The organism is endosymbiont DhMRE of Dentiscutata heterogama (assembly GCF_002888635.2).
In the GTDB taxonomy this organism is placed as follows: Bacteria; Bacillota_I; Bacilli_A; order Mycoplasmatales; family CGIF01; genus CGIF01.
In genome coordinates, this window is sequence record NZ_LN828718.1 from 550,664 (window position 1) to 574,034 (window position 23,371).

27 protein-coding genes are annotated in these 23,371 nt (G+C 32.8%); 10 read left to right on the forward strand and 17 right to left on the reverse strand.

Features of this window, described 5'->3' with window-relative positions:
- Positions 1–573, forward strand: coding sequence for a hypothetical protein (locus DHMRE_RS03455; protein WP_322632311.1), 573 nt, complete (start codon positions 1–3; stop codon positions 571–573).
- A gap of 48 nt (positions 574–621) precedes the next feature.
- Here DHMRE_RS03455 and DHMRE_RS03460 read toward each other — a convergent pair whose 3' ends face one another.
- The 8 genes from DHMRE_RS03460 to DHMRE_RS03495 all read right to left on the reverse strand — a co-directional run bounded on the left by DHMRE_RS03460 (position 622) and on the right by DHMRE_RS03495 (position 6,726).
- A complete protein-coding gene (locus DHMRE_RS03460) occupies positions 622–2,883 on the reverse strand; it encodes a Ulp1 family isopeptidase (RefSeq protein WP_322632312.1) in 2,262 nt (753 codons plus the stop codon).
- Entirely contained in the window at positions 2,884–3,615 is a 732-nt protein-coding gene (locus DHMRE_RS03465; protein ID WP_322632313.1) for a hypothetical protein, read from the reverse strand.
- Positions 3,616–3,722: 107 nt separating this feature from the next.
- Positions 3,723–4,109: a hypothetical protein gene (locus tag DHMRE_RS03470; protein ID WP_322632314.1), complete on the reverse strand. Its 387-nt coding sequence runs from the start codon at positions 4,107–4,109 to the stop codon at positions 3,723–3,725.
- 157 nt (positions 4,110–4,266) lie between these two features.
- Positions 4,267–4,524, reverse strand: coding sequence for a hypothetical protein (locus DHMRE_RS03475; protein ID WP_322632315.1), 258 nt, complete (start codon positions 4,522–4,524; stop codon positions 4,267–4,269).
- A gap of 14 nt (positions 4,525–4,538) precedes the next feature.
- Positions 4,539–4,772, reverse strand: coding sequence for a hypothetical protein (locus DHMRE_RS03480; RefSeq protein WP_322632316.1), 234 nt, complete (start codon positions 4,770–4,772; stop codon positions 4,539–4,541).
- Positions 4,759–4,923 carry a hypothetical protein gene (locus DHMRE_RS03485; protein ID WP_322632317.1) on the reverse strand — a complete coding sequence of 55 codons (165 nt, stop codon included), beginning with the start codon at positions 4,921–4,923 and terminating at the stop codon, positions 4,759–4,761. The genes DHMRE_RS03480 and DHMRE_RS03485 overlap by 14 nt, the downstream gene beginning before the upstream one ends.
- A gap of 33 nt (positions 4,924–4,956) precedes the next feature.
- Positions 4,957–5,322 carry a hypothetical protein gene (locus DHMRE_RS03490; RefSeq protein WP_322632318.1) on the reverse strand — a complete coding sequence of 122 codons (366 nt, stop codon included), beginning with the start codon at positions 5,320–5,322 and terminating at the stop codon, positions 4,957–4,959.
- Between the two features lie 3 nt (positions 5,323–5,325).
- On the reverse strand, positions 5,326–6,726 hold the full coding sequence (locus tag DHMRE_RS03495; RefSeq protein ID WP_322632319.1) for a hypothetical protein: 1,401 nt from the start codon (positions 6,724–6,726) through the stop codon (positions 5,326–5,328).
- Positions 6,727–6,886: 160 nt separating this feature from the next.
- Here DHMRE_RS03495 and DHMRE_RS03500 point away from each other — a divergent pair, with 160 nt between their 5' ends.
- Complete coding sequence (locus DHMRE_RS03500; protein WP_322632320.1) at positions 6,887–7,186, forward strand: hypothetical protein; 300 nt, start codon at positions 6,887–6,889, stop codon at positions 7,184–7,186.
- 242 nt (positions 7,187–7,428) lie between these two features.
- Here the strand turns inward: DHMRE_RS03500 and DHMRE_RS03505 are convergent, their stop codons facing one another.
- From DHMRE_RS03505 to DHMRE_RS03515, 3 genes are all read right to left on the reverse strand, one after another.
- Positions 7,429–7,665: a hypothetical protein gene (locus DHMRE_RS03505; protein ID WP_322632321.1), complete on the reverse strand. Its 237-nt coding sequence runs from the start codon at positions 7,663–7,665 to the stop codon at positions 7,429–7,431.
- A gap of 163 nt (positions 7,666–7,828) precedes the next feature.
- Entirely contained in the window at positions 7,829–8,155 is a 327-nt protein-coding gene (locus tag DHMRE_RS03510) for a hypothetical protein (RefSeq protein WP_322632322.1), read from the reverse strand.
- On the reverse strand, positions 8,145–8,936 hold the full coding sequence (locus DHMRE_RS03515) for a hypothetical protein (protein ID WP_322632323.1): 792 nt from the start codon (positions 8,934–8,936) through the stop codon (positions 8,145–8,147). The genes DHMRE_RS03510 and DHMRE_RS03515 overlap by 11 nt, the downstream gene beginning before the upstream one ends.
- 152 nt (positions 8,937–9,088) lie before the next feature.
- On the opposite strand from DHMRE_RS03515, the gene DHMRE_RS03520 reads away from it, so the two are divergent.
- The 5 genes from DHMRE_RS03520 to DHMRE_RS03540 are packed head-to-tail and all read left to right on the forward strand — an operon-like array spanning position 9,089 to position 11,549.
- A complete protein-coding gene (locus tag DHMRE_RS03520) occupies positions 9,089–9,382 on the forward strand; it encodes a hypothetical protein (protein WP_322632324.1) in 294 nt (97 codons plus the stop codon).
- The gene (locus DHMRE_RS03525; RefSeq protein WP_322632325.1) at positions 9,358–9,840 is read left to right on the forward strand and encodes a hypothetical protein; all 483 of its coding nucleotides are present in this window, start codon (positions 9,358–9,360) and stop codon (positions 9,838–9,840) included. The genes DHMRE_RS03520 and DHMRE_RS03525 overlap by 25 nt, the downstream gene beginning before the upstream one ends.
- Positions 9,767–10,336: a hypothetical protein gene (locus DHMRE_RS03530; protein WP_322632326.1), complete on the forward strand. Its 570-nt coding sequence runs from the start codon at positions 9,767–9,769 to the stop codon at positions 10,334–10,336. The genes DHMRE_RS03525 and DHMRE_RS03530 overlap by 74 nt, the downstream gene beginning before the upstream one ends.
- A gap of 6 nt (positions 10,337–10,342) precedes the next feature.
- Positions 10,343–11,266, forward strand: a complete 924-nt coding sequence (locus DHMRE_RS03535) for an IS1595 family transposase (protein WP_322632327.1) — start codon at positions 10,343–10,345, stop codon at positions 11,264–11,266.
- 10 nt (positions 11,267–11,276) lie between these two features.
- Positions 11,277–11,549 (forward strand): hypothetical protein, encoded by a 273-nt coding sequence (locus tag DHMRE_RS03540; RefSeq protein ID WP_322632328.1) that lies wholly within the window; start codon positions 11,277–11,279, stop codon positions 11,547–11,549.
- Positions 11,550–11,940: 391 nt separating this feature from the next.
- Here DHMRE_RS03540 and DHMRE_RS03545 read toward each other — a convergent pair whose 3' ends face one another.
- The 4 genes from DHMRE_RS03545 to DHMRE_RS03560 form a co-directional block, all read right to left on the reverse strand.
- A complete protein-coding gene (locus DHMRE_RS03545) occupies positions 11,941–13,092 on the reverse strand; it encodes an IS630 family transposase (protein WP_322632329.1) in 1,152 nt (383 codons plus the stop codon).
- A 2-nt stretch (positions 13,093–13,094) separates the two neighbouring features.
- Complete coding sequence (locus tag DHMRE_RS03550) at positions 13,095–15,224, reverse strand: leucine-rich repeat domain-containing protein (RefSeq protein ID WP_322632330.1); 2,130 nt, start codon at positions 15,222–15,224, stop codon at positions 13,095–13,097.
- A 29-nt stretch (positions 15,225–15,253) separates the two neighbouring features.
- Positions 15,254–15,517: a hypothetical protein gene (locus tag DHMRE_RS03555; protein ID WP_322632331.1), complete on the reverse strand. Its 264-nt coding sequence runs from the start codon at positions 15,515–15,517 to the stop codon at positions 15,254–15,256.
- A 78-nt stretch (positions 15,518–15,595) separates the two neighbouring features.
- On the reverse strand, positions 15,596–15,982 hold the full coding sequence (locus DHMRE_RS03560; protein ID WP_322632332.1) for a hypothetical protein: 387 nt from the start codon (positions 15,980–15,982) through the stop codon (positions 15,596–15,598).
- 584 nt (positions 15,983–16,566) lie between these two features.
- Here DHMRE_RS03560 and DHMRE_RS03565 point away from each other — a divergent pair.
- Positions 16,567–18,222 (forward strand): protein kinase domain-containing protein, encoded by a 1,656-nt coding sequence (locus DHMRE_RS03565; RefSeq protein ID WP_322632333.1) that lies wholly within the window; start codon positions 16,567–16,569, stop codon positions 18,220–18,222.
- Between the two features lie 64 nt (positions 18,223–18,286).
- Here the strand turns inward: DHMRE_RS03565 and DHMRE_RS03570 are convergent, their stop codons facing one another.
- The gene (locus DHMRE_RS03570) at positions 18,287–19,051 is read right to left on the reverse strand and encodes a Ulp1 family isopeptidase (protein ID WP_322632334.1); all 765 of its coding nucleotides are present in this window, start codon (positions 19,049–19,051) and stop codon (positions 18,287–18,289) included.
- A 1-nt stretch (position 19,052) separates the two neighbouring features.
- Entirely contained in the window at positions 19,053–20,078 is a 1,026-nt protein-coding gene (locus tag DHMRE_RS03575) for a hypothetical protein (protein WP_322632335.1), read from the reverse strand.
- A gap of 183 nt (positions 20,079–20,261) precedes the next feature.
- Between DHMRE_RS03575 and DHMRE_RS03580 the strand changes: the two genes are divergently transcribed.
- Both DHMRE_RS03580 and DHMRE_RS03585 read left to right on the forward strand, forming a co-directional pair.
- Positions 20,262–20,828, forward strand: coding sequence for a hypothetical protein (locus DHMRE_RS03580; RefSeq protein WP_322632336.1), 567 nt, complete (start codon positions 20,262–20,264; stop codon positions 20,826–20,828).
- 86 nt (positions 20,829–20,914) lie between these two features.
- Entirely contained in the window at positions 20,915–23,308 is a 2,394-nt protein-coding gene (locus tag DHMRE_RS03585; protein ID WP_322632337.1) for a leucine-rich repeat domain-containing protein, read from the forward strand.
- Positions 23,309–23,371 lie beyond the last annotated feature (63 nt).

Here is a 23,371-nt window from a genome sequence, read left to right on the forward strand (position 1 = left end):
ATGTTTAAAGAGTTAATGCAAAAGATAATTAATAAGAAATATGAAGAGTTAAATTATGATAAAAGAAACAAAAATAATATCTTTTGAAAAGTTACCGAATTTGAAGCAAACGCCATAGGTCAAATAGGAGAAGAATTTATTAGAGAAATATTTAAAAAGTTCAATTTAAGATTTGATGAGAGCAAAAAAAACACTCGTGATGAATATGATATTTTGTTAGACAGTGGAATAAAAATTGAAGTAAAAACAGCGAGAAAAGGAAAAAAGCATGATACTTTTCAATTTAATGGCATAAACCCCAGATATACTCCTGATTTTATTATTCTTGTTGGAATTTTAGAAAATGATTTACTTTATAGAATTTTAAGTAAAAGTAAAATATCGTATGTACATAGAGGAAGAAAATTTATTGTTGATTTAGAAACGACTAAAAAACAATTAGTAAAGATGAACCCTAATAATGAAGTAAATTTTAAATTAACTTTAAATAAAAAAGAATTAGAAAATATTAATAATTTTGAGAATGAATTAAAAAGTGTGCTAGAAAAACGACTATTTAAGTCAAAGTTATAGATATTGAGGAGTGCAGGAAAGTTACTCTAGAAATTTTGCAAAAAGATGCTAAAAAATAAACTCCTCATCTATTTTCCTTAACAATTTAATTCATTCTTCATATCCTTTTTGGGTAAATTCTTGGGTTCCCGGCAAAGCACTAGCCAACAAAAGCGGACTAATTTTATTTACTTTTTCTTCTAATTCCTCCGGAGTGTTCTGCTCTAAATTAATTTTGGCTTCGTTAACATAGTTTTCCAAACTTTTAATCTTATGATTATTGGTTAAATTAGTTACTTCTTCAATAAAATTATAAGTGTTAGGCAAGCCATTATAAATAAACAAATCTCGCAATTCTATTATTTGCTTGCTATCAAAATCTTGTCCAATTAAAGTTAAAATTTTGTCTTCTAAAACTTTAATACTTTTATCATCGGTGTCTAATTTTCTTCCTCTTTTTGTAATGTAATATTCGTAAATGGCTTTTATGTTTATTCGGCCTTTTTTGCTTTCTGGTTCTTCATATAAGTGCCAAGGGTGAGTTTTATTATCCGCTTTTCACATTGTAACTCTGTAGTCGGCTTCTATTCCGACGCTACGTTTTAATTGAATATTTAAACTATCTGGTTCGGCTATTCAATCATCTCATCAACTCAACTCATTAGCCAATTCTTGTTCAGTTCTGATTATTTTTTGGCTTAATTCTTCTAAACTATTTGCTTGGTGTTTTCTTAATAATAAGTTAATAGCATCTCTTAAATTGCGGTTTTCTCCAATTATCTGATACAAGTTCTTTCCTTGGAGTAAACTGGCTAAATGACTTAAATTATTAATTGGATGGTCGCTGCTTCCCAACATCTCCATAATCTTTCCACATTCACGACGCCAAGCCTCTTTTAAATTTCTTTCATTTTCTAATTTTTCTTCTAGTCTTTTTATCTCATTTTGGCTTTGATTTAGTTGATTTGAATAATCGTTTTTGGCGTGTATTTCATCAGATAACTTTTGACTTAATTCAGATAAATTATTGGTTCCTCAATATTGGCAAATGACTCTAATTTCTTCTTTGGTTTCACTTAGACTTGCGGTTAATTCGTTTCTCTGCTTTATTAATTGACTCTCGCTCTTTTTTAAATCGTTTATTTCTCCTTGAAACTGCTGTCGGAACTTCTCTTCTACTTTTGGCAGTTCTAAATAAGGACAGATGTGGCCATCCGTTCCTAGCCCAGTAGTTGTGCTGGGATTGGGTTCAAGCGGTTTTTTAACCGGGGGTAGTAATTTTAAAGTATAGGGACTATTGATGGCCTGCAATCAGTTTTCGTTTTCAAATATATTGGTCGGACCTTTTTCATACTCTCCTGCAAACTCCACTTCATTTCCTTGTCTTAAGGCTTCTTCAATTAATTTGGGATATTGACTAGGGCCGAAGGTGGAGGCGTCTACTTTGCATCATTTTCCCAGCCCCATTTCTGTTTCTATTTTTTCTTTTCAAAAATTACGAAATTTCTCTATCGTTTCCGCTCCATATTTTTCAGTTAAGGCCAGCGGTTGATCTATTTTTTCATCTTGCCGCGTTTCATACCCCATTATTTCTTTAATGTATAAGCACAAATAAACACCACAATCATGACTATTGCTTTGCTTCTCTCCTTTTAAAGTGGTAGTGTCAATTTGGTCAGCCACTTGTTCATTAGTTAAATAAGCGATAAGAGGCTTTACTTGTTTGGCTTCGCTAGCAAGATCATTAAGAGAAGAAGTTCAATAAGCCTTGTTTTTTTCTAAAATAAACATTCCCCAGTGATTGCCCGGGTGAATTCCTAAGGCAATGGGGAAGATAGTATATTTACCGGCTCACTTGTTTAGTTCGTTCTTGAATTTCTCTAACTGTTCTTTATCCTTTGCATCCGCTTTATTTTCTTTAAGGCGTTTAGCCAGTTCATTGGCATGATAAATATTAGCCAGATCCGTTCGTAAGCAGAAAATATTGCCTAAATAAATATTTTTTTCTTCATCTTCTTCCACAGCGCTATCGGTGACATAATGCATATTCCTCAAAATAAAGGCTACATTATCATCCGTCAATCATTTGCTCGTGGTTGGTTCAGTATTTACTTTTTTAGCATCTCCGGCTAAATCTAGTGGTAAAATTATTCCGGTGTATTTGGCTCCTTCTTTTACAAGTGGTTCCACGAAAGTAACTTTAATTTTTTCTCTATTTTCTTTTCTTTCTTCCTCGTCGTCATATTCGGCTTCAAGGAGATTAAAATCCAATTCTTCTTCCCTTGTTAGTTCACTTTGTCCAACTTTAAAAGTTATTTTTCCCTGTGTCATTTATTTTCCATATTTTTTATTACAATTGTCGCAAATTCCTCTTTTTATTTCCTCATCCGTTATTAGTGTTTCACCACATTCACTGCATTCTGGTTCAGTTTCTATAAGTTTTGCAGTACAATCATAACAGACACCCATCTTCACCTCTTGCTCGCTCTCTAATTCCTCTCCACAATCCGAGCATTCTTTTTTTTCATTTTCTTCCTCGGTTTTTTCAGTGCATTCTTCGCAAATACCACTCTCTATTTCGGCTTGGGTTTCTAAAATATTGCCGCATTCTATGCATTCTTGTTCTTCTATTTCCTCCTCTTCATCATCCTCGTCATCATTACCACCCTCCTCGTCTTCTTCTTCCTCCAAAGTTAAACCTTCTTCAATTTGTTTAGCACAACGTTTGCAGACTCCAGTATTTTCATCCACTTCTACTTTCCGACCACACTCGGGACACACCTCTTCCTCCTCTATTTTTAATTGATATGTTTTGATAAAATAAGCCTCTCCTTCTAGTTTTTGCACTTCGGCTCATAATTCTTTTCTACGGTCTTCTCAAAAGTTTAATTCTCGGGAGTCGAATGGTTGGTTCTCATTATCAGGATTGGCCTCTCATTCTGCTCTTTTTTCTCTCCCATAATCAATCAAATTTCACAACGTTTCTACTTTTTCTTCTTTAATTTTAATTTCTTGTAGAATTTCTTCGTATTTTTGTTTTAATTCTTCTTTCGACTGAGCCATTTTTTTAATTGTTGGCAGTCGGTTTTTTATTAACTATTTTTTCTTAAGTAAAATACTCTTTTTCATCTCTATAAAAAGTTTCTGATAATCTTTTTATAACTTTTCTGCTACTTATCATTTAGTACAATTTGTTTGGCTCTATTAATTTCTTCTTCCATTGGCTCATACCCCTCCGTTTCCCACTCTTTTATCACTTTTCTAATTTCCCAATAGTTTTCTTCTATCTCTTTAAGTATCTTTAACTTTTTTTCATCCTTTTCAACTTTTTTGACTTCTTCCAAAGCCCGAGGTATTTGATAGAAAAATTCGCTTCTTGCTTTTTCTCTTTCGTTCTTTTCCCTCCTTGCTTCATTAAGGCTTTTCTCTATTTTATTCTTTTCCAATAAACGTTCCCTAATTCTTTCCAATTGTTCCCTCGGCACACCTCGGCAAGCATAAAGTTTAACCAATTCCTCAAAATCCTCGTCTTTTTTAAATCTTTTTAAGTCAATCATTTAATTTCTTTATTAAGGATTTTTAGTGTTCTTTCAATTCTTCTTAAAATTTTCACAAAGTTTATCTTTAATTTTTCTATCCTTTTTTTATGGAATATCACGCACTCTCGGGTGGGTGCTTATTATCTTTTTGCAAATTTGCAAACCTTTTTGTCCCTTACTTTTGAGAATTAAGATTTAACCTTTTTTCTTCTTCCCGCAGTTCTTTGTCCGTTTCTTTAAAGAATTTTAACATTTCTTCATAGCCTTCTGCTGAATACCTACATATTCTTTTAAAATTGTTTTCATAAAAGTCACAATCGCTAATAGTCTGTGAACTTATATCAAGTCTTGTTAAGTACTCATTTCCTTGTTCGTCAATCACTATTTCCCTTGTTATTTCTTCTCTTTTAGTTATTCTTTTGAGCTTTTTCATAATTTATTTTAACTTTATTGGTGAAAACTTTCAACTTCGGACAAAATATCGTTTAGTTCCTCTTCTTCTGATGGTTCTAATCCTTCATTTCTGGCTTGGCTGATATAAAAAGTTAGATCAATATGCAAAGCATCATCTTCGCCTTTTAAGTCACTAAGTTTGTCCCTCTGATTGGTTATTTTCCTGTGAAAGAGGAGTATTTCATCCTTTGCTTTTAGTATATCTCCTCAATATTTATTTACTGCCATACTTTTTTTCTAATTTTTCAAGGCGTTCTAGAGTTCTTTCCCACTCTGTTAAATGATTTTTCCAACGAATATCATCCAACATCCTCCGAAATTTATCCTTTAACATTATTTCGTTATGTTTTTTTATTGCTATTTCCAAACTATTTGACATTTCCTTTTTACTTGCACTTACCGGTTTGTTTTTTTATATAACTATTTTTATCCCTCTCTTTCGTAATCACAGCCCTTCTCGGCCGATGGTTCAAAGTCCTCGGTTTCCTCGGGTCCGGGTTGGTTTGTCGCATTCTCCGTTACACTTGCCCTCATCTTTATAGCATGTCGGGCAAGTAGGCTCACAATAAATAGTTTCGCAACCATAGGGGTCAGGCAATTCGTTGCACTTGTGGTCGGCTCCGTCTCTATGCTCTTCCCCGCAATTACCACACTTTCATAAAGGCATTTCGGGCTCCTCATCAATGTCAATATCAGGTAGTTCTTCTTCGGGAAGTTCTATTTCCACCTCCTCGCTTTTGTCGTTAATTAATTCTTGCTTTTTGCTTGGTTTTTTCATTTCCTATCCTCCTTGATCCTTGTCTCGTTCTTTATCTCCATCTCCGTCATCTCAATCCCCTTCGTCTTTGTCATCCTTATCTTCGTCCTCATCTTTCTCATTATCTTTGTCAAAGTCGATATCTTTATCTCAATCATCATCCCAGTCATCGTCTTTATCTAAGTCAATATCGCTATCCACGTCATCATCCTTGTCTTTATCGGTGTCTTTATCCCTATCGGCATCAAAATCAGTATCATCATCTCGCTCTTTCTCATCCGCATCAGGATCTATGTCGATGTCATCTAAATCTTGATCGTCACGATCATCATCCAAATCTAAGTCTAATTCGGTGTCTATTTCAGTTCCTAAATCCGGCATAGTTGGTTGATTGTAATCTTGGACTATGATCTGTTCTTCTTTTTCCCGATCGTCTTTTTCCTGGATGTATTCGATAGTCGGATCACCTTGTTTTCTTAACCCCGCCTGTATGCTAACATGTCCGGTTTTTTCCGTTCCTCTAATGGCTACTGTAAAGTAGTTAGCCTCAATCCCTTTGGCTTCCTCTAGGGGATGCAAATTATACCCTACCATTCGGTAATCATACATTCCCTCGGTAACTTGAACTTCTATTGAGTCATTACGATTTTCATAAAAGTATCAATAACTACTACTATCAGGTCTTTTACGGTGGGAAGCCAGCAAGGCTTGCATTAGAGTACCTATAATGTTTCCACCCGGTCCACGGCAATAAGATTGCTTACTGATATATAAAGCGGTAGTATCGATTGATACATCATCTCCTCCCTCATTTTTCGGTCCTTTTTTATCTATGTCTTCTCCTGGGTTAACTTTTTCCATTCCTTGTCGGTTACCAGTCGGACTAGTAGGAGGGAAAGTAAAACTCTGCAATACTGTTCCTTTATATTGCCAGGGTTGAAAAGTTTTTTTTCTTTCTTCTTCACCGCTGGTCTCAAATTTGTCAAAAGTTTCGACAAAATGGACTCCTTTATTCAATATCCCAACAAAGAAACTATTATCATCATATCGCAAATTAACTTTGCCTTGCCACTCTCCTGCTTTTATGCATTGTTTAAAGGCGCTAAATTTGCAATAAATATTTTGTTTAGGAGCCAAATTATTATTATTTTCTAAATTGTTAAATAGTGTGCTGCTATGCTTGTATCGGATTTCAAAAAGTTTGCCAGTGATTTTATTAGCAAGTCCTCAAAAATCCGCGTTAATTTGAATAGAGTCAGGATTATTTAGGGATAAGGGGCAGTTGATTATTGATAATACTTCGGAGTTTTTGGAGTTCTGTAAAAAAAGTAATGGTTTAGTGTTTTTTGGTCCCATAGGAAGTGGTAAAACCGCTATTTTAGCCATGCTGGCTAATGAATTGCCTGGGGAAAACAAGTATGCCATCTTCCCTTGTCAGTTACCGTGAACTGAAAAAGCACAATAGGACTTTTCTTACTCTCCTAGTCAAAGATTAGGAGTCACCGAAACTATTTTCTTGGATGAAATAAATTTACTTTTTAAAGGGAATATAGTGAAGGATGTTAGGGAAAGGCAACGGTTTTTAATGCACTTTATTGCTTTAAGTAGGCATCAAGGAACTAGATTGTTTGTGAATGCTCAGAGGTTGGGGCGGGTGAGTATAGAGCAGAGGGAGGTGACTACTGGGATTTGTCAGGTGAGTTTGTTAAGCAAGACGGATGAGGGGATTTATATTCAGTGTGTGATTTGGGAAGCAGCCGCCTGAACCAATTCTAAAACTGAACAAGGCTTCGTTATTTTTGTTCCTAAGAAATACCTGGACGCATACGACTCCTATTGGTTGAAAAGTTTGAAATATTTGAGACCTAAGCAAGGTTATATCTAAAAAACTTGGCAGCTTAGTTGACTGTAAAAAATATATAAAATTAAAAATATAGATGATAGTTCTCTCTAGAGGAAAAATTTCTATGCAAACAATACAAGTATTATAAATAAATAATTGCCTATGATCAGAAAAAGGAAATATCTAACTAGTATACTTTGCTAAGTTATCGAAAAAAAATGACCAAATGTGAAAATAAAACTACATAGTCATTTATTTTTCATTATTCAAATTATTTTTCGCTTTTAAAATCCTCTTTTGCTAACTGCATCCTCACCAAAAACAGCACTTTGGGAGGAACTAGCAACTATTTCAGTATCAATCATAAGGTCATCGCCTGCTTTATAAGTGTTAAAAGGTGGTTTGTTAAAAACAGTAATAGAATTAGAGGTTTTATCTTTGTAGTCTAATACATTGTTTAGTTGGATAATAAGTCAGTTTCGGTAAACATGGGTGCTGGTTGCTTGGAATGGTTTTCTCATATTAGTTATTTTTAGTAATTGAAGATTGCTTATTCTTTTTCACTTATCTCTTTTTCTAATTTTTCTAATAATTCTTTTAATAGTCTTTTTTCTTCTTTACTAAACTTACTTGCCGATTGCAATTCCTCCTCATTTATACTATTTATGCTCTTATCTGAGACCTTTAATTTACTACTATTTTTTTCTTTATTCTCTTTTCTTTTTGTGAACCATTAAGATTCAATATAATGTCTCCTCGATGAAAAATGCCAATTTTTCCTACCTTTCCTAGATTTGTTGACTTATCATCAACATCTTTACTATTACTAATACTTTTGTTAATGCTACTCTCACCCTTTTCTTTTTCGCTCAAGAATTTTTTAAACAATCACTTTATTATTTTTACTCGAAACTTGCGATGAAAGGCAAAAAAGGCAAGTAATACTATTACACATATTACTATTAGTCAAGGAGGAATAAGTCATAGTAATATTCCCAATTTACTTGGCATAAGAAATTTCTTTTTCCTTTAAATCACTGTGATATCTTGGGTCGGCATAGAAATATCCTCTTTCGACTATTTCCTCATTAGGTCTTTTTTCTCCAACTTTTACTCTGAAAACAGGAAAAGAGTCGGGTTTTTTGATTTCTTTTGAAAAATATGCCTCTTTTAGTTTTTTGGAATTCAGTTCTCTTCCTAAAGTATCTCGCAATAATTCTTCTGCTATTTCTTTATCTCCTTCGGGAATAAAAGCATAAGTAAAGGGATAAGGAAATCTAGTCTTAACTTCTTCTAAATAACTAAGGAGAGAAAAGGCATCACAGTAACCTTTTTCGTTAGTATAGAGTATAATTTTTTGATGAGCTTCATAAAACAAATCAAATTGTTCTCTCGCTACCTCTTTGCTTCCTGCACCTTCAAAAATAATAAATAAACAGCCTTTAGTTCTTTCATTATCTATTCTTACCATTAACAATTCATCATTTAATCTGCTCAACTTTTTCCGATGTGTTTCTATATCAAATGCTAATGTTTCATATTGAACTTTTTTTTCTCTTACTCAGTTTAATAACTTTACATCTAATTCGTCAACAGGAGGATTACACAAAGGTTCTAATTTTTTCAGATAAGTTAAAACTCTTCTAGCCCTATTTATTACTTCTTGAAAGTTATTTTGAGTAACCCCTCCATCTTTTTTTCATATTTCACCTCAATCATTAATTAATCCCAGTATCTTGTTCGTCAAGTTTAATTTAATTGAATCTTTTTCGAATTTGTTATTAGTTTCCATAATACTCGTTTTTTAATTCCGCTTTCTTTATAATAAAATTTTGGCACTAGTATATAATTTACCAGTAACTTATTAAGTAATTTTATAATCAGAAAACTAAAATAAGTTAATACGACATGAAATCGCACAAAAATATATTAATGAAAAAAAATATGAAATTAAAAGTAAAAAAAGTTTTAGAATTAGAAATCAATAATAAACTGGTTGAGAAAAAGATTGAAGAAGTATTAGTTTACAAAAATGAAGGAAAAAGAAAATATCAAAGAGTAATAAAAACTAGAAATACTTACTATTACCCTAAAGATGAGAATGGAATACCAGACTTAAATTGAAGAAATAGAAGTCGGAGTTATGATTCCAATAATATTGGAGAAAAAGTTCCTCTTTTCTCAGACTTAATAATCAATAATTTACAAGTTTTATGTCAGAACCTAATAAATGCCTAAAATGCCAAAAAATCTTCAAAAACGGAGAAGAATATTTTGAAGTATCCAACAATCCTAAAGCAGGAACTTATCATAAAAGTTGCTGGGCTGAAATAGAAAAAGAACAGCAGAATAGCAGCAATTATCCTACTTGCCAAGAGTGTAAAAAGCTAATAAAAGCAGGAGAAGAACGTGTCAGCGAAACTATGCCTGATGCTTTTAGCCCTCAAACTTTTTATTATCATAAAGCTTGTTTTAAGAAAACACAATGTTCTAAATGTTCTAATCCAAGGCTAGAAGGTAGAGATTTATGTTTTGATTGTAGTATAAGACAGAATAATCGTAGCCATCTTGATGATATTATGGATAATCACAGGAGAAATTCAAGTTGAAATAATAACAATAATGATGACCCTAACAGAGAGAGAGAGAGAGAGAGAGAGAGAGAGAGAGAGACAAAATCAGAACTCTCAATCTAATAAATGCCCTCACTGTGGTTCATGAGCCAATTCACAAGGCAAATGTTACACTAAATCATGTGTAAATTATTGAAAATCTGATAACCCTTCTAATCCTCCTAGCAGATTCAAAAGAGGAGGTTGCCCTGAATGTGGTCGCATTAATGTCATTATCAATCCTGAGACTGGTTTGTGTAATGATTGTAGCATGAGACAACTTCGCTTGATGATTCAAAAGTTAATCAAAGATGAAGGTCTTAAGTCTGCTCAAATCGAATGAGAAAGTATGAAGTCTCAAGTGGAACAGATACTTAACTGAGCCAAACAAAATGAGCCAGAAGTAGCAAAAGCAATAGAGAAGAATATAGAAACTATCGAAAGAGATTTATATCCTGAACGGAGCAAGAATAAAGGTGGTTCAAGTTGGATATGGATTTTAGTAATAGTCGGGGTTGCTGTAATAGGATTAGTCAGTTTTATTTGGTGGAGAAATAAAAGGAAGAAGAATAATTTTTAAAGAATCATGGTCGAGTTTAAAAATCTTTCCGAATTATCAGAATTCTTTCCTACTAAACAATCTTGTATTGACTACTTTGAAAAACTTCGCTGAAATGGTAATCCAGTTTCTCCCTATGACCCCACTTCTAAAGTTTATGAACTTGCCAGGAAGAACCAGTATCGGTGTAAAAATACTGGTAAAGATTTTAATGTCATGACTGGAACTATTTTCGAGAACTCAAAAATACCAATAAGAAAATGGTTTAATGTCACGGGCATTTTGGTTTCCCATCTAAATGGCGTCTCTTCTTATGAACTAACTAGAGATTTTGGAATTACTCATAAGTCGACTTGATTTATGTTGCATCGTTTACGTCATGCTTGTGACCTTCCTATTTTTAAAACTATGATGGAGGGAACTGTAGAATTAGATGAAACTTATATAGGCGGTAAGAATAAGAATAGACATAAGAACAAGAAAATTCCTTATTCTCAAGGTCGGAGTCAAAAAGATAAGGTTCCAGTTTTTGGGATGCTAGAAAGAAGTAGTGGTAGAGTAATCATGAAAGTTGTTTCTGATGCTAAAATGAAAACTCTAGTGCCAATAATTAGAAAACATGTTAAAGAGGGTTCTAATTTAAACACTGATGAATGATATAGAAAAAGTAAGCAGTTAGATAGACTGTTTAATCATCAACTAGTTAATCATGGTGACAAAGAGTATGTAAAAGAAAATGTCTCGGTTAATGCTATAGAAAATAGATGGTCTCGTCTTAAATCAATGATTGGTCTAACTTATCGCCGTGTAAGTAAAAAACACTTTCAAAATTACCTTAATGAATTTGCTATAAGAAACAACGCAAGTAAAATTAGTTTTCAAGAAAAGTTTGACTTGGTGCTTTTATCAACTGTAGGTAAACGATTAACTTATCAACAACTAATCAGTTAAAATAATATTAATGGAAGCGAATCAAAAAGAACAAAACAAAGTGCTATGCGATAGTTGTGAGCGTTATTTTGACTCTTCTTGTGTTACCAAAAATAAGAATGGCTATAATTATTGTGAGGGTTGTAATCGTATGCAAGTTAATGCTTCAAAGTATGATAAACCAATAAATAAATCAGACTTTGACAAGATGTTAAAGATGGCTTTGGATACTCCGCCGTTGGAATTCGATTGATTGAAAAAGACCAAAAAAAAGGAGAAAAAAAGAAAAAAGGTTTCTAAATAACATCGTGACTCACATAAGACCTTAGATGGTTTCTCTTCCTCAAATCAGTGATGGTTTCTAGAAATTCTTGTCTCTGCTTGAGATAAAAATCTCGCAAACAAGAATTGCAAATTTTAAGTTCCTCATCATTTTTTCTCTCAGTTCAATAATCTCAATTATTCTTTTTAGCATAACTTTTTTGAGTGCCAACTCATTTTATTCAGAATTGTTTTTGACACTTAAAACATTGTGCAGAAACAGCTTCGTGAGATTTGCAAATTTGAAAACCCCTTTGTGTAATTTCTACTAACAGTTCTTCATTAGTAAAATTTTTAAGTTTTCTATTTTTTGATGGAGAATTGTATACTAATGCCAAAATTTTAATGAATCAAACTGCTAATTATTTCCCTTACTAGTTTTTTAATAATTGCATATCTTGCAACACAAAGGTTCTAGCGATTATTGCCAAATGCCTTGAACCTTGACACATTTTATGCCATCGTTCGGTATGCCAAAAATACTTGTCATTCTCAGTTGGAGAAGTAGCATCAAGTTTCATTAAACACTCTTTAACACTATTATCCAAATACTTAGTTAAATCCTCTTTCTGAAAGAATTTGACTCTTTCTTCAATAACTGAAAATAATCTTTCCTTAGTTCTGGCTTCTGCTTTTCTTACATCCCCCTTGAGGATGTTATTCTTTTTCTCAATTGGATTTAACTCAGGAGTGTAAGAAGGCAAGTAAATTGGCTCAACGTTCTTGCTGACTAATAACTCAGCAATAGTTGGCAGTTTTAGTTTTGCACAAGACTTAGTAGCTTTATGAACTGACAGATTATCCATTATCACAACATTTTTCTTACCATTATTAGGAGGATTGAAATCAGTTAAGAATTGGTGAAAGTCTTGGGTTTTCATTCCTCCCTCGATTAACCTTCAATGGATTACCTTTTCTCCATTAGTGATTTGAGCTAGGAACATCAAAGTATGGTTTTTGCCTCTCTCACCAAACTTTTGCTTAATTGTTGGTAAACCTTTTCAACCATAACCTTTTCGTAAAACCATATTACATCTAAATCCAGTTTCATCCAAAAAAAAGATATTAGCACCAATTGCTAGTAAATAAGGAAGAGTTACGTTGATAAAGTAATTAATCTTGGCTCTATTTTTCAATCGTAATTGTTCAATAGATTGGTAGGTGAATCCTTTATAAACCACTCTTGCTCTTTTTAGAGATAGGCAGATAGTAGATTGACTACAATTAAATATCTCTGCTAAAGCCCTTTGAGCAGTGGGTTTAATTTTATTAATGGCAATAACACATTCGCGTAATCAATCAAGTAGCAGACCATCTATTTTTCTTTTACGCCCTCGCTTCTGTTTTATCTTTCGATTTTCTTTATCAGATTGGCGGGCATGTCTTCGCAAGGTGCGTTCACTGGTTTCAAATTTATCAGCTAATTGCTTCCAAGTGAGTTTGGAGGCTATTTTTATTTGGTTAATTATGTGGGGAGCAGGAAGGCGACAATTTTTATTTGAGCAGTAGGGATGCGAATTAGACATAATTATTTTCTCTTTCTTTTTCTATATCAAATAAAACTGACTAATCCTCCAATTGCAATTGCTCCACATATTCAAGGTCAGTAATTAGTAGTTTTGGGTTGGATTTCAAAACTAGGCTGGATTTTTCTTTCTAAAAGTTTTAATAATTCCTGCTTTTGTTCTTCACTAAGATTTGAGTTGATAATTTGTTCTTTATTTTCAATTGTTATTTCACCACTTTTTATTTTGGCTAGGAGTTCAAAATATAATTTCTCATAATCAGGTTTATTAGGTTTTGGATTGCTTGGAGGAGTAGGAGTATTATTTTGGGGAATTAGAGGGGATGATTCTTCCTTCTTCTGTTTTTCTGGTTTTGAGAGATTCTTCTTCTCATCACCTGTTTCATAACCCTCATCAGCGAAAAGAAACCTCTTGTTAAACTTTTTAATACCTAAATCCCTTAACTTAGTTCTCAAATCATAGGAAACTCCATGCAATTGCCTTCCTTCTATACTTATTAAATATTCTAAGGAGAATTTACTTGGATTAGCAAGAATTTGTTGAATTCGTTCGGTATTTCTGATACCAAGAACATCAATTTCTTCCATAAAAGCACATCACTCTAGCCCATCTTCACCTTTAACTTGCTTTCTTTCAAGAATCCCAACTTTTTCCAAACTGGGTATAGTTCTTCAGTCAGGAAAAACTTTTGCCTCTTTGGAATAATAGACTTCTTTAAGGTTGTTGGCTCCATCAAGGTTCAAAACACTAATATTGGATGGCAAACTATAATCTAAAAAAGTTAAGTTTTCGCAGTTGCTAACATTTATTTCAGTTAATTCACTCGTTACTTTACAAGACAAAGTTTTTAACTTTTTGAGATTACTACAATCTACTTTTTTTATCTTTCCATTCTCGGCACAGTCTAGTTCTTCTAAACTTTCGCAACCTTGTAAGTTAAGACCACCCATTAACCCTCCCTTTCCTTTACATTGATACTGACCTTGACAAGATAGTTTCTCTAACTTTTTCAAGCCATTGCAATCGATTTGATTCAAACCATTATCGTAACAATACAAATATTGCAAGTCTTTCAAATGGTTAACTTCCAGTTCTTCTAAACTATTTTTATAACAATATAAACCTATTAATTTTTGGTTATTAGTTAAATCTAACTTTTTAAATTTAAAACTTTGTGACAAAGCACAGTTTAGTTCTTTTAGTTCGACAAGACTACTCAAATCTAATTCATCAAATTTATTAGAAGTGAGCATTAAGGTATGTAATTTAGTTAAACCAGTTAAATTTATTTTTTCTATAAAGCAATGATTAGCATGAACTTCTTGTAATTGTTTGTTTTTGCTAAGGTCTAAACTGCTTATCCCAACTTTGATTTTCTTCTTTCTTTTCCTTTCTGTTCATACTCCCTCTATTTTTACTGTTTCTTTTATTTCTGTTTCTCCAATACGGTAATTATTCGAACAATCTAAATATTCTAAGTTGGGGCAATAATCCAACTCTAACTTAGTTAATTCATTATCACTAACATCTAGTCTCTTCAAATTAGTAAAACCTGCGAGGTTTAATTCGCCACTTAAACCTAATTCACCTAAGTCTAATTTTTCTACTTTATCTCTTTCTACTAATGGATACTTAGCATCTAATCAAGTTTGAGCATCACTATCTACTCTACTAATAATTACTCTGTCTGGTAAACCTAAAGTATCTAATCTTGCTTTTTCAGTAGGAGAAAGAGGATTATTGCTGTAAGAGACAATTCGCAAATTCTGCTTTTTCATCTCTTCCACTGGCACATCCCACTTTTCCAACTGATTATTATGGGTGTATATCTCCTTAACACTTAGGCAGTTTTCAATAGTCAGTTTAGTAAGTTTATTATGAGCCAGTGAAACCAACTTTAAATCAGGGCAGTTTTTAATTGTGATTTCACTTATTTTATTGTTACTCAAATTCAACTGTTTTAAATGAGGAAAGTCTTCAATTACTACTTTTCCTTTTAATTCTAGTTGAATAAAACAAATAGAAACAACCTTTGCCTTTACTTCTGCTAAATTATTGAAGTCTTTTTCTTCTTGTTTAGCTTTTAGTCTTAACCAGTTGGTTAATCAGGCTTGATTTTCGTATTCTGTCATGAGATTTTATTTATTTTTCTGGAATTAGTTTAACTTTGTGTTTGTCATAATTTTTTGCAGTTGTTTAAAATTTCAAGTTTTTTCTCGTTTCATTTTAACCCATTGATTTTTACTAAAAAGTATTCTTTTTCTTTTTCAAGGTAAGCAATTCGCTCTTTAGAAAGAAGAGCGGGGAACTGCAATTCAAGATTAATCTTTCCTACTTTCTCTTCTGAATATTCTAAAGGCATTCCGTTTCTATTTGGTTGTTGTTGGAGTCAATCTCCAAACTCTTGAAATTCGTAAATCTGCATAATAATATATTTTATAGGAAGTTTTCATAAATTTCCATAAACCTTGTAAAACCATGCTCAATAAAAATAAAAAAATGTTTAAATGATATTGTGGTAAATATAACTTCGAAGGGTTTGTCTTTTGTTTTCGCCCTTTATTTGGTCTAAAAACTCTCATTTTTTCGACAAATAGATATCGCGGAGGCAATCGGAGCATATCTTATCTCCTCTCTCGCTTTCAGGTTTCCTACGAATTTGCTTATAATTCCAATTCTTATCCACTCAATAATTTCAATAATTTTTTTGAGAAGGCATGCCTACGGCAGTGTTGTAAGCAATGTGAAAAATCTTCCCACAATCTTTCATAAAGCATTTAACTTTTGTTGGCTTAGGTAAACTAATTCGGTTTGTTGTTTTGCTAATTTTTGTATCTATATTATTAATTTTACTTTTATTCTTTTTTAATTCTTTAATTTTTCTTTTCATACTTGGTCATTTTTTTTAGATTTGTTAGTAAAAACAGTCGCTCCTGGTTAGATATAAATTGTCTTGGTTGTCTATGTAGTGATTGTAAACAACATTTTTGAACAATAATAACGAAAATTTAAATTAAATAATATGACGATATGACTAACTGACAAGAAATCCATCCTAATTTTACAGAAGAACTAGTAAAAAAATAAGCCGCTAAAGGTTTTACTTATGAACAAGTTAAGCGTTTAGCCAATGTTCAAGGAGATAGATTTGATGTTAATGGTTATGATTATTTTGACCGTGCAGAGGAAGATGAAAACCAATGAAAAAGTAGTGAAATAAAAGAAGTCATATTTTCAGAAGTAGATTTAACTAATAATTCACAAGACCAATTAAAAAGTGAATTAATAACAGAAATTTGATCCTCTGAGGAAACAGATTTAACCAATGATTCGAAAGAAATACCAAAAAGTGAAGAGATAACAAAAGTTTGAAGTTCAGAAGAAGTTGATTTAACCATTAATTCTTTAATTGCAGAGAAAATAAAAAATCAACTAGAGAGCAGTGAAATAACAAAAATCTGAACTTCTAAAGAAGTGGATTTAACTAAAAGCTCCCCAAATTCAAAATCAGTTTCAGAGAAAAAAAATAAAGGTAAACAACAAAAGGATAAATTGAGTCTAGAGATATTCAAACAAATAAAAGATTTTCCGCCTTATTATTCTTATGAGAACGGAGAATGGGAGGAAAATAAAAATTTAAGTTCTGAGCAGAAATCATTAATTAATAAATTGATAGTAGATGAAGAACTGAGAGAGAGGTATAAGATGTATGGATTATGTGATGAGTGTTGACAGCCTAATACTAATATGTATAAATGATGTAAGCCTTGTAACACTAAACATTTTAAAGACAATTTTCCTAATTGGACCAGCGGCAATCCCGAAATAGACGAATTTATCCGAAAATATCAATCAGAGGTGACTGGGTGGACAGGGGTATTAGAATGAGTTCCTTATGATCAATTTACTGATATCAAAAAAATTGGTGAAGGCGCTTTCGGTGAAGTTTATAAAGCTAAGTGGATTGATGGAGTAATTGGAGTTTGGAGTACTGAAAATAATACGTGAAAAAGGGATAAGGTCGATAATATGGTCGTTTTGAAAGTTTTAAAAAAATCTGAAAACATTACTGTCGACTTTTTGCGTGAAATCACGAGCCAAAAACAGGCTGAGAATGGCAGTTATATTGTCAAATTATGAGGCATTTCCCAAGACCCTATTACCAAAAACTATGTGATGGTAATGAAATACATTCCAGATGGCAATCTAAGGCAACATTTGAATGCAAATAATAAAGATTTGTGCTTTAAGACTCTGCAGTTATATTTTATAGCAGCGGGATTAAATTCTGTTCACGGACAAGGATTAATGCATCGAGATTTACATTCGGGTAATATACTAAACCTAAACGGGAACAAAGATGAGGATTTTTTTTGTTACATCGCAGATTTTGGGTTATGTCGACCAGTTAATGAAGCTGATAAAAGCAAAGTTTATGGAGTAATGCCTTATGTAGCTCCTGAAGTATTACAAGGTCAACCTTATACCCAAGCATCCGATGTTTATAGTTTTGGCATGATTATGTATGAAGTGTTAACTGGTTTGCCTCCTTTCTATAGCGAAGAACATGGGATTAATTTAGCTTTAAGCATTTGCTGAGGAGTTAGACCTCAGTTTCCTGAAAAGGTTAAATATCCTCAAATACTAATAGATTTAATCAAACAATGTTGAAATTCTGATCCTGCAAAAAGACCGAGTTCTAGAGAGCTGGACAAGACTTTAAAAGATTGATGATGGAAAGTTCAAAGAAAAGAAAATACGGATTTTTATCAGCAATATCGGGAAGCTGAAGAATTTAACCAAAGGTTACCTGATGATATAAGGTTTCCTTCATATGAGAAGCATCCTAAAGCGATTTATACTAGTAGACTTTTACCGACGACTAAGGAAATGATTAAGTTGTTGCAAAAACCCGAAGAAGCCAAAATTCTCCAATCAGTAGAGTTTAACCTTGATAAACTTGATGACTGACTGGAAGAAAACGAAGGATTAGATGAATTTGTTAACATTTTTTCAAGAATTCCGGAAGTAGAAACTGAACTTGTTGAGAAAGTTAATATTGATGACAATGAGAAAGAACAAGTTGAGCAACAACTCCAAACTCAGGTCGAGATGCCTGTTAAAAAATAGTAGTAACTAAAGGGGGGGAGACCATTTCCCCTTATCTAATAAGCATTTTTGTTTATCAGATAAACTAATTCAGGTTCTCCGCTAAATATTCCCCCCTCAATCTTTTCCTCTCCCCTGCCAAATCCACTCCCCCCCCTAAATCATCCCCACACCGTCAACTGCCATACTTCAACCTCTCCGTTCAACTCTGATTCTTTAACTCAATAATCCGCTGCATAATAGCAATCACTGCTACACCACAATCATACCCATTATTTTGCCTCAGGTCATGCCGTTTAATTAAATAGTTGGCTAAATATTCCTCCTTGATATCCCTCGCCTGTCTAATCTGCTCCAATAATTCTTTTACTAAGGGCTGAACATATTGATAATTTACCCCACCTAGGGTATCATAATGCCAAAACCTTTTCTCTCTTGCCTGATAAACCAACAAACTTCAATGATGGTTAGGATTGTTAACCAGAATAAAAACTAGTTCTTTACTGTCATCACTTATCTCAGTTAATAATTCTTTAAAAATCAAAGGATCATCTTCTCTTTTCGCCTCCCTCACAAGATGGAACTGATGGGCGGACAGGATTTTAAACCTTTTATCCTTAGGCAATCTTTCGCAAGCCCAATCAATCTCTTTATCAGTCAACCATCTTCCCTCTTTAAATCATTCTTTATTTTGCTCGGCTTGATGTTCCTTTCTGGTTTGTTCTTTCTCCTTTTCTCATTCACTAGTTTGCTTGGTGTTTTTATCGCTTTTAGTCGGTGAAGCAGCAAACCAACTAATAACCCATACCAAAAACAAGATTATTAATAAAAAAAATAGTTTACCTAACATATTACTTATCTTGAATTTGACTTCATAATCATCCCAGAGCAATTACTATTATTATTGCTCCTACTCCATAAAAAACCGGAGTTTTAATAGTCTCTCAAAAACTTTTTTCTACTACTTCCTGAACTTTTACTCTTTTAGCCCTAAGTTCTTTTATTTTGGCTGCCAACTCCTCCTCCCTTTTTTTGGTAGTTGCTAATTCACTCTGTAATCTTTTTATCTCTGCTTGGGATTTATTTCGCTCTTGCTGACTTTTTTGTTTTTCGGCCGCAAGTTCTCTTTTCAATCTTTCCAACTCCTCAGAATTATCCCCTTTACTCTCTAAATCCTTTATTTGCTTTTCCAACTGCCCTATTTTACCATTAGCACTAACCAAAGCCTCCTCTAACTTCCTTATCCTCCTACTAGCCAAACTCAACCCCTCCCCAATTAAATTCTTCTCTTTTTCTAACTCCTCCAATTTTTTTTCTTTTTTATTTAGTAACTCCTGGGCTTTTTTAAGATTACTTTCCGCAGTTCTTAAAAGATTTTGATAATTAACTAACTGGTTAGTTTGTTGACTAATTTTCTCATTTTGTTCTTGGACTAGATTGCTTTTTATCTCCGCCTCTAGTCTCACTCTTTCCGCCTCTTGCTCCTTCTCACTTAGTTGGTTATTTAGTTGTTCAACTTGTTGACTAAGTAACCCACTACTAACAGCCAAAGCAGTTAATTGCTGCTCTAATTCCCCCGACTTAGTTTGCTCCCCGGATAATTTTTCTCTTAAAACATTTAATTCCTGTTCTTTACCACCCAACTCTTTTTTCCACCTATCCAACTCCCGTCTAGTTTCTGTCAAACTAGTTTCTGATTCATTTAATTTACCCTTTAATTCCTCTTTTTCTTGCTCCAACTCCCCCATTAATTCCCTTTCTCTCACTTGCCAACCCTCCTTCAACCGCTCCAACTCCTCCTCTTTTTCCCTCAACTCCTCCTCCACCTCCCTTTTCTTTTTCACCAAAATGGGGTTCAATTGAGGTTTGATAGACATTATAATATATATAAAATTAATTATATGTGAGAGAATTAATAGAGATTATCAAATAGAACGGACGAAAAACATGTTGAGTTTGGGCGAGGAGAGGAATTTCGTCTCTCTCTCTCTCTCTCTCTCTCTCTCGTGTTTTACATAATTGAAATACATACAAAAAAATTATATTAATAAATAAATATCATGTGAAATGAACCATTAATAAACGCAAATAGACCCCAAACCAAAGAAGGATTAAAAAACTGATGAGCCGAGTTGAAAAATATTCCGGCTCGTTATAATGAACCAAATGATAAATTCCGGCATCTATTACCAGATGCTTACCGATTAGTAGATACTTCGGACTTAGATGACTGAATAGAAAATTATGATTTTAGTCAACGGGGCAATCCTCAATATCATAAAATCATGGGTAAAAAATTCCATGGTTGAAGACATTTAGATGAGAATTATGAAGATTATCCTACTTTTGCTTTTGAAAGCACAGAAGGAGTATATGCCTTAGAAAAGATGTCTCAAAAGGTTTTAGCCCGTTGTTATATTGCCATGAACCGCTTATTACACGGAGTAGAACCGGAATGAGAAACAGAAATAAATAGATTATCTAATAATTGAGTAAGAAAGACTTTACAAACTGCTTTTGAAGAACATACTACGGAAGAAGAAAGGAATAGTTTACCTCAGTTATTAGAGGAAGCCCTAGAAAATCAAACTGCTGCTCAGCAATTGCAGGTGAGGAATGGGTATTAAAGAAAGAATATAAATAATTATAAATAATATTAAAGAGAGGTAAAAATTAATAAAGTATTAGTTATCTCTCTCTCTCTCTCTCTCTCATGAAAAAAGGAAAAGAATATGAAAATCAAGCCTGATTAGAAGAATGGTTAAAAGATAGAACCAAGTTTCAGGATGAAGAATTAACAACTAGTTTGGGTAAGCATAAAAACACAGTTAAAAATATTAATTTTAGTTGATACAATCTCAAAGGTAAATTAGTAATTGAAAACTTCCCTAAACTAACCACTTTAAACTTAGGTAATAATGAATTAGAAGAAGTAGAAATAATTAATTGCCCAGAATTACAAAATATAATTGTTTCTCATAATCAAAAATTGGAGAAAGAAGAGAAAACTTATACTTATGTTGAAAAAAAAAAAGATGGGACCGAAGAGACTAAAACTGGAAAATACACAGTTAGTAAGGAAACTCAACCCACTCTTAAAAAAATAAACATTAAAGATTGCCCCGCAGTAAGAGAACTTTATTGTTCCAATAATGGTCTTACTGATTTAGATATTAGTAAACTAAATCATCTAAAAGTTCTAGCCTACGATAATAATAAATTCACTCCTGAAAAGCAACAAGAACTAAAAGATTTAGGTTTAGATACTGAAAATCCTACTGGTAATCCTATTAAAGTGTTAAATAATGATGACTTTATTAACAATAATGAAATAGAAGAAATTGATATCAGTAATGAAGCAGGTTGGGAGGGAGAACTAGAAGTTGAGAACTGTCCTAAACTAACTCATTTAACAGTTGATAATTGTATGTTAGAGGGATTAGTTATTAAGAATTGCCCCAAATTAAAGCATTTAAGTTTTAGGTTTAATAAGGTTGAAAATATTAACTTATCAGAATTAACTAATTTGGAAAATATCTATTGTTCTAGTAATAAGTTAGCCAAATTAGACCTAAATAAAAACACTTCTTTAAAAAATTTAGTTTGTGATAATAATCCTATTACTAAATTAGAACTAACCCACTTAAAAAACTTAGAAAGTTTGTATTGTTTTAAGTGTAATTTAGAGGAATTAGATTGTAGTGATTTAAAAAAGTTAAAAGAGGTGTATTGTGCTAATAATTTTTTTTTTTACGAACTAGATGGAGAGGAAGAAGTGAGTCATACTTTGACAAAAATTAAAGTTTTGGGTGCCGATTCTTTAGAAACACTGGATTGTGCTGAGAATAGTCTGGAAGAATTGGATGTTAGTAATATGGGAAGTTTAATTTCTCTTTCCTGCAAAGAAAACCCTTATTTGTTTGCCTTAAAAATTAGGAATTGCACTAATTTAAGATTTCTTGATTATAGTCGAGTGGCTGACGTTTCTGGAGACTGCGAATTGATAATTGAAAATTGCCCTAACATTAGATCTGTCTTCTGTTCCGAAGATTTATTAGTTGATTGAAGTCAATTTATTAATCTAGAATTAGTTGAAATTGGAAGAGAAGAAGAAGTGGTTGACAGTGATGGAGATATAGATACCGTTTACAAGATTATCAAAAGAATTGACTTCCGAGTTGACCGTAACACCAAAAAAATCCAACAAATCTTAGCCAACCCCGATAACTATTCCTTAGATGATTTACTAAAAATAACAAAAAAAGATTTAGAAGGAGTAGATTGAGAATTAAAAGAGCAATTAATTAAATTAGTCAAAGAAAAAACCAAGAGAAAATTCACCCCTGATGAGGAGGAAGATTATAATCCCCAAAAAAAACAGAAAAAAGATTCCCTAAGCCCAAAATCCCTCTTAACCCAATCCATCTCAGCCGTCAAATCCTACTGAACCACTAAGAAAATCCTCGACAAAACCTTAGAAGAAGTCTTAGGTCCATATTGAGAAGAAAGATTCACTAATAAAGAGTTTGATAAATACCCTGCTTCGGTAGAATATCTAAAAGATTTAATTGATATCTGAATGGAAAGAAACCGAAAACCCGAAGATAACTCTAATCCTCCTAAAATAGAAATTACTGAAGAATTAGTAAATAAATTCTCCTCTATCCCCAACTTTAATAAAGAAAAAGTAGAGGAATTACTAAACTCAGTCAAAGATAATGAGGAATTCTTACAACAAAATCCTGATCTAACTAATAAATCCTCTAAGGAAATAATCATCGCAACCAAAAGGTTTGAATACGATAAAGATAATAAAGATAATAAAATCCGCCAATACTACAACCTAAAAGAGGACGAACCCCTTACTGATGAACAAATTAATGAATACTTATATTTGGAAGCTGTTGGTCAGTTGCAAGAAAATAGAGAAAATACAGTTCCGAATCAATCTAATCCTGATAAAGGCTCCTGAACTCCAACCCTAATAGTAATAGCAGTTTGAATAATGATTTTGGTGGGTATATTCTCAGCAGTGGGTATTAAGAAAAGGGGGTTGAAAGAAGAGAAGAATAAATCAGTAAAAGCAGCCTCCATACCCGAAAAATAGATTTGGATGAGGAAAAGCAGGAAGTGGAGGAGAAACAATTAGCCCAAAAAAGATTTAAAAAAG